The 6,284-nt window shown below is 46.1% G+C and carries 6 protein-coding genes; 2 read left to right on the top strand and 4 right to left on the bottom strand.

The features are described 5' to 3' along the window. Positions 1-409 (top strand): hypothetical protein (locus THS27_RS27015; RefSeq protein WP_168185016.1); only part of this gene is annotated, 409 nt, incomplete at its 5' end. 335 nt (positions 410-744) lie between these two features. Next, positions 745-1,860 (top strand): three-Cys-motif partner protein TcmP, encoded by a 1,116-nt coding sequence (locus THS27_RS25515; protein ID WP_085595729.1) that lies wholly within the window; start codon positions 745-747, stop codon positions 1,858-1,860. 332 nt (positions 1,861-2,192) lie between these two features. Here the strand turns inward: THS27_RS25515 and THS27_RS25510 are convergent, their stop codons facing one another. The 4 genes from THS27_RS25510 to THS27_RS25495 form a co-directional block, all read right to left on the bottom strand. Continuing rightward, entirely contained in the window at positions 2,193-2,786 is a 594-nt protein-coding gene (locus THS27_RS25510; RefSeq protein WP_085595727.1) for a hypothetical protein, read from the bottom strand. A 391-nt stretch (positions 2,787-3,177) separates the two neighbouring features. After that, the gene (locus tag THS27_RS25505; RefSeq protein WP_085595725.1) at positions 3,178-4,428 is read right to left on the bottom strand and encodes a three-Cys-motif partner protein TcmP; all 1,251 of its coding nucleotides are present in this window, start codon (positions 4,426-4,428) and stop codon (positions 3,178-3,180) included. A gap of 120 nt (positions 4,429-4,548) precedes the next feature. After that, a complete protein-coding gene (locus tag THS27_RS25500; protein WP_085595723.1) occupies positions 4,549-5,328 on the bottom strand; it encodes a phage Gp37/Gp68 family protein in 780 nt (259 codons plus the stop codon). A 227-nt stretch (positions 5,329-5,555) separates the two neighbouring features. Next, positions 5,556-6,284 (bottom strand): SprT-like domain-containing protein (locus THS27_RS25495; RefSeq protein ID WP_246833109.1); only part of this gene is annotated, 729 nt, incomplete at its 5' end.

The following is a 6,284-nucleotide window of genomic DNA, read 5'->3' as shown; positions in this document are numbered from 1 at the left end:
CCGACATCTCGAAAAGTCACAGCAGAAACTTGAGGAATTACGCACCCGCGCCGAACATGCGCTCAGCACCTTTGGCCTGGGCAGCGACACCAACGAGCTAAAAGCCTGGTTCGAGGACAATACCGAACAAATGCGGTTAACCCGGCTGGAGATTGACCGGGAAAAACGGGCACTGTCGGATCTGTCACCGCCCGCCAATCTGCGCGAGGTTCATACACGCTTTGTCAAAAACATTGAAAAACTGCGGGTCTGGAGCCGTGATCCAAAGGCTGTTACTCAATTGCGCAATACCATGAAAAGCTACACCATCACCGCCCATTGGGACCCGGATGGCAAACGCTGGTATCGGACTTGCGAAATTGAATATGACTTTCCGGCCATGGTCCGTATTCTCGGCCAGAAGAAATGAAACCGGCAAAATTTTGCCGGTTTCCACAATAATAACTTCGACGTTTAGATCCGGCCAATCAGAATTGAAATCAGTTTCGTCTTTTTTCGTTCGTCTCCGTCGATATTCGATTTCAATTTTTTACTGAGTAAACAGCCCAATTAAAAGCGCAGTGATTGCCCAACTACTGTAGTAAATTTATCCATTTTAGCTTCAGATATTTCTGTTTTCCTAACCTCATAATTACGATAAGACTAACATTAACACCAACAAATTATGAGTGAACCAGGCAGTATTGATTGCCAACGTTCCTTTTTTTGTATTAATATTTCAACATCATAAATGTTGGTGTGGAAATGAAAACAGGAAAATTTTTTGAAGAGCGCACTGACCAATCCGAAGTAAAAGCTCGCATTGTAAGCAAGTACTTCTCTGCTTGGGCTCAGGTAGTTATGCCTTCGGCTTCACGATCTGGTGAAAAAATCGCTTACATTGACCTTTATGCAGGTCCAGGTCGCTATAAAGACGGTGCAGCCTCCACACCCATCCTAGTTTTGCAAACGGCGATCAAGCATCACCGAATGTCACAGATGCTTGTCGCTCGATTCAACGATTCGGACAATGAAAATACCTCCACCCTCCAAAGCGAGATCAATCGCCTCCCCGGAATTGAGAGGCTTCGATACCAACCGAATGTGTCTTGCGGTGAAGTCGATGACAATGCCGCAACCTATTTCAATGAAACGCGCCTTATCCCATCATTCTCATTTGTTGATCCATTCGGCTACAAAGGTCTTTCACTCAAAATTGTGAAAGGGGTTATTAAGGATTGGGGTTGCGATTGCGTCTTCTTCTTCAATTACAATCGTATCAATGCCGGTATCATGAATCCAATCGTAAATGCACATATAGACGCACTGTTTGGGGGAGAACGAGCTAATGCCCTGCGTAATCGGCTACCAGGACTCTCCCCTGAATTGAAAGAAGCGGCGATCCTTGAAGCACTTACCGAGGAAATTCACTCCTTGGGGGGGAAATATGTATTACCTTTCACCTTTAAAAATGACCATGGCACTCGGACATCCCACAAACTAATTTTCGTCTCGAAGCATTTCAAAGGTTATGAAATCATGAAGGACATTATGGCAACTGAGAGCTCTACTGTCGACGAGGGTGTCCCTTCCTTGACATACTCCCCGGCTGACGCTTCCATGCCATTTCTTTTTTCTCTGGTGCAACCAATATCAAAATTAAAAAAAACCATTATGAAGGTCTTCGCCGGGCAAACTTTAGGACTAAATGAAATTTACGAACAGCACAGCGTAGGCACTCCATATCTCAAAAAGAATTATAGAGAGGTACTAAAAGCACTTGAAACAGCTGGTGAAATCGAAGTGTTTTCAATTAAAGGCAAACGACGTATAGGGACATATCCTGAGCACGTAAAAATCAGATTTCCAAAAAATGGATAAACATCGTTATCAAATCATCAATTAACCCGTCTGTAGATTGACCAGGAAAAATGCACCGTGGCAGATCTGCCGCCACCCGCCAATATCCGCGACATTCATGCGCGCTTTGCCAAAAACAGCGAAAAGATGACGGCCCAGAGCTGCGATGCAAAGACCGTTACCCAGGATAAGTAATACGATGAAAAACTTTGCCATCACCACTCATTGGGACCGGGAAGGCAACGCTTGTCTCGAAGCTGCGAGATTGAAGATTACTTTCCAGCAACTGTGCGCATTCTGGACCAGAAGAAATGAAACCGGCAAAATTTTGCCGGTTCCCTCATCAATGCCAATCAGAACTGAAATCCGATTTGTCCTTTGTCGTTCGTCTCTGTGAGAACGCCCTGAAAACTGGTGCAGGATGCTTGCGCAAAATCAGGCAATGAGGTTGCTCGCCTCTGCCGATATTCGAGTTCGACGTTCATCATCATCTCGGTCTCGGCACATGTGCAGAAAATTGCGGCGGCAGCTTCCTGAACACTTACCGGCGGCCATTCGGCATAAAAATGCGAGCGAAAGCCGGTCTCGGAAATGAACGGCAAACCAAGGTCGATGGCCATAAAACCAAAGCTGCTGCATGTGTCGAGTGGGCAGGTAAAATCGACCAATGCCCGGCCATGTCCGGTTTCCAGAACAAACAAACCGTTCTGGCCCCAATGCGGAACCTGCCCTTCTTTGGCGGCAAGAGCCGCCATGATGGCAGTTCCGGCCCCGTCTGTGGCAAAACTGCCAAAGCTGCCCTTTTCACCATTGGCCGCGACAATCAAGGTCTTAAAATCCTGTGCAGCCTTCTGTGCTGCCGCGCCATCGTTCGCCCTGACGGCAGCATCAAATTCACGGACAATATGATTGGCCGTCTGAATATCGCTTTCTGTTACCTTGCGCATTGTTATGGTTCCCTTAATGACAACAGGATGGCCGGTGTGGCCGGTGCAACTTCTTCCCGTCGTCAAAAAGGGGTGAATGCCGTCAAGTTGAATATGGGATGTTCACGACCGTTAAGGCGTGAACCGGGACCCTGATTCTGCTTTACGGCAGAGGGCGCAGCCCTTCCTTTGACTGATCCTCAGGTTGGATATCGAGATAACAGTAATTGATAATTATGTTTTCCATTGCTTACAATTACTCTGCTTGATTAATTTTCAAAAAAATACGGCATAAGCCATTGAAAAATATTAATAAAATTACAGGATTTCCATTTAGATTACCATGTAAATTATCGATAATAGAAATATTTTTTCGCCAAATATAATAATCAATTTATCACCACAGCATAATTTAGAAAGGGGTGAAAAGTGTCAACTGAGGAGGGATGGCCAACGTATCAGAGAGATCAACTTTCGAACCAGGCCGCTTAATCTTCTCTTCTTTTGAAAAGATATCAATTTCACGATATCGTGCCAAATTCATCAGCCCTTCAAACAAGTCATTGTTCGTTGCAGCGGTTCTATTAGCGATATTTTTTAGAAGGACATTAACAGGAAGCTTTCCTCCAGTCATATACCTTCTAATTTCAAGAGGTAAGTTCTCTAAAAGTTGATCATTCATGATAGCTTTGTCCTGATCCGCAAAACTGAATAGACTATCCTTGGTCTCGATCAATCGAACATCAAAGCCAAGGGAGAATATGCTTCCTGGGCCAATATGCTTGAAATAATTCTGCTCTGACCAATGCACACCAAGCATTTTATCTCTAGCAGCTTGATGTCGCGACAAATGTACAAACATCATCCAACGCTTGTCAGTTGGTGACCATAACATGAACGGTGTAAAAAATTCCGACCCTGAACGCATTTGGATATTCGCCATAAGAGTTCTTTGGGTGACTAATCGCCCCAAAGATTCATCATCCTTATTCGCGTTCCATTCCGAAATGAATTGATCGGTGATGCCAAACTGCCTAAATTTTTCAAGCTCCGAAGATGTTTCCTGAAGATAATTCAGCAAACCATCTATCGCAAAAGTTAAAAGTACTTCGGGACGCTTCAGATTGGAAAAGATCAAATTGATGCTCTCCATTGGAGCATCCAGATACCCAAATTGATCCAGCAAAAATATGGACCGACCTGCACGTTGCCCCAACTTAATGTAACTTAAAATATCAGGTAACTTTTCCGAAAATTTACCATGAATTATCTCTATACCGTGTCCAATTTGCGAGCCAAAGCCTTCCTGCCATAACCGCTCTCGAAGTGCCTCGATGTGATACTTGTTATCATCGATGAAGAAAAATCGAGCATTAATCTCAAGGGGCTTTTTGCGGTTCTGATTAAGGCGTTCTCGCGCTCGATTAACAGCGTTCAAGAGGACCAAAGGACTGCCATCAGCAACTCCTTCGCCATTTTGATATGCCCCTCCCCCTGCAAAACCATCAACCAGGGTAATATTCAAACAATCCGAAGCAGGGGTTGATACCACTGTGTCAAAATAGACATCCAGATAGTTTTTTAGGACTTCAAGCTTTCTGAGTGTATGGCTTTCAATTCGAGGAAGCGGCCTTCCGGACTTCCACATAAAATTTTTAGGCATCTTTGATCCGTTTATTAGTGGCCCGACCTAGCTGTCGCATTTATTTTCAGGCAGCCTAAAAATAAGTAAAAAAGCGGAAGCCATAGTCACTAATATAACGAAAAGGACAAGAAAACGACTCTAAATAGCAGAAACATGAACAGGCATCGCGTCCCAAGTTTGTCCTCGGTAGGTTCGACCATTCGCCTTCTTTGAACGTTTCTTGTTGTCGGCTCCCCACGTACCCCATTGCTTAAAGAAAAACACAGCATCATGATGATCACACTGGGTGTAAATCTCATCAATCCATTCTTCTCGGATCGGCCTAGCATTCGGGCCACTTTCACCACCAACGATTGCCCAATGAATACCACTCAAATCAATTTTACCAACGGAACCAATTAAAGGCTCAAATGATATAAACCTGATTGCAGCAGGCACATTCCGAAGGGCATCTGCCCGTTCAGCAACCTTGCTATTCTCAATGCTAGTCCCAAGCCAAACGTTTGGCAGAGTTTCTTTATTCCAGAAGTTTAACAAATCGCGCATTCGATCCGGGCGTTTCGTCAAAATCTGATAATGGTGATGTGGCGTGGAAGCCATTACCTCCCACACCTGCGCAATAAACTTATCACTTACCGCGTCATGAAATAGATCACTCATAGAGTTGACAAATATTTTGCGCGATTTTTTCCACGTTAATGGAATTTTCAGTGAGTTATAATCTTCGCGGATGGCCCCAGTCCAAACAGGCTGCCCATTAACCGTTCGCGTAAGGCCGGAATACTTTTTCATTCCCATTGCCTCAAGCCGCTTTGCCATCTTCATGGCATAACAGTTCGTGCATCCAGCCGACATCACTGAACAACCTGCAACCGGATTCCAGGTTGCATCAGTCCATTCAATTTCTGTTTCAGCCATTGCAGTCCCCTATGCTTGAAATCGGTACGGATAAACCGGCAGGATTTTGCCGGATAATTGTAAAGCAAAGATGTTTAAACAGGAAATAACACAACAATCAAACCAACACTGACTGTGGATCGATTCTGCTGCCAACATCATGCACCCCCCCCTCTAAACGGACACAAAACACTATACCAATCAAACATCCGCAATGACGGACCGGCAAAATTTTACCGGTTGGCCCTTTAACTTCCAACGGACTGCATCACTGCCGCTTTGCAGGTGTCTTCGCCGCATAGCAGCCTCATACCGGGTTTGCCCCAGACCTGTGCAGCACAGGACGGGCAGCGATACTTGAAGCGATGGGAGCGGTTTTCTGCCTGAACCGGCGTGATTCGTGCCAATGCTGCAGAACTGGCCGAACCGCCTGTCAGTGCAGCGGCAAGGCTCAGGTTCGGGTCCTGTGGCGGAAAACGATCCAGCCAGGAAAGGGTAAACTCCCGGGTCATCAGCTCCCGGCACGCCTGGTCAAACGGCCCGTCCTCAAGGATGTAATGAGTCATCTCCTCGCCGACGCGCCGCCCACCCGGCTCTCCGGTATGGCTCGGTATCAGGCCAATCGCTTCCATGCGGTCACCCCATTCGCGGTTGTGATAGGCACGGCGTCCCGGGTCACCAAAATGGAACTGCCAGAGATGCACCATCTCATGGGCCAGTGTAGAGAGCGTTTGCGGAACGGTTCGCACCACAAACCATGACGGGTTCAAGGCGATTTGTCCTCGCTTCGCTCGTTCAGCTGCGCAAACACCGATACACTCGCCCGTTTCACTGCTGACAAACCGCTCGGACGAAAAATAACCGTAGATATTCTTCTGACGCTGCAAGGTGAGCAGGCCTTGATTGAGATGGCTGAAAGCCTTTTGTAACTCGCCATAAAATTCGACACTGGGGAAGGCTTCGGCCAGTTTGTGGAT

The organism is Thalassospira sp. MCCC 1A01428 (assembly GCF_002115825.1).
Lineage (GTDB): Bacteria > Pseudomonadota > Alphaproteobacteria > Rhodospirillales > Thalassospiraceae > Thalassospira.
This window is presented reverse-complemented; position numbering and strand designations above follow the sequence as displayed.

Bases quoted from the DNA above. Each gene is read 5' to 3' on its own strand.
- THS27_RS25510 (WP_085595727.1), bottom strand. From the start codon at position 2,786: ATGCGCAAGGTAACAGAAAGCGATATTCAGACGGCCAATCATATTGTC.
- THS27_RS25500 (WP_085595723.1), bottom strand. From the start codon at position 5,328: ATGGCTGAAACAGAAATTGAATGGACTGATGCAACCTGGAATCCGGTT.
- THS27_RS25505 (WP_085595725.1), bottom strand. From the start codon at position 4,428: ATGCCTAAAAATTTTATGTGGAAGTCCGGAAGGCCGCTTCCTCGAATT.
- THS27_RS25515 (WP_085595729.1), top strand. From the start codon at position 745: ATGAAAACAGGAAAATTTTTTGAAGAGCGCACTGACCAATCCGAAGTA.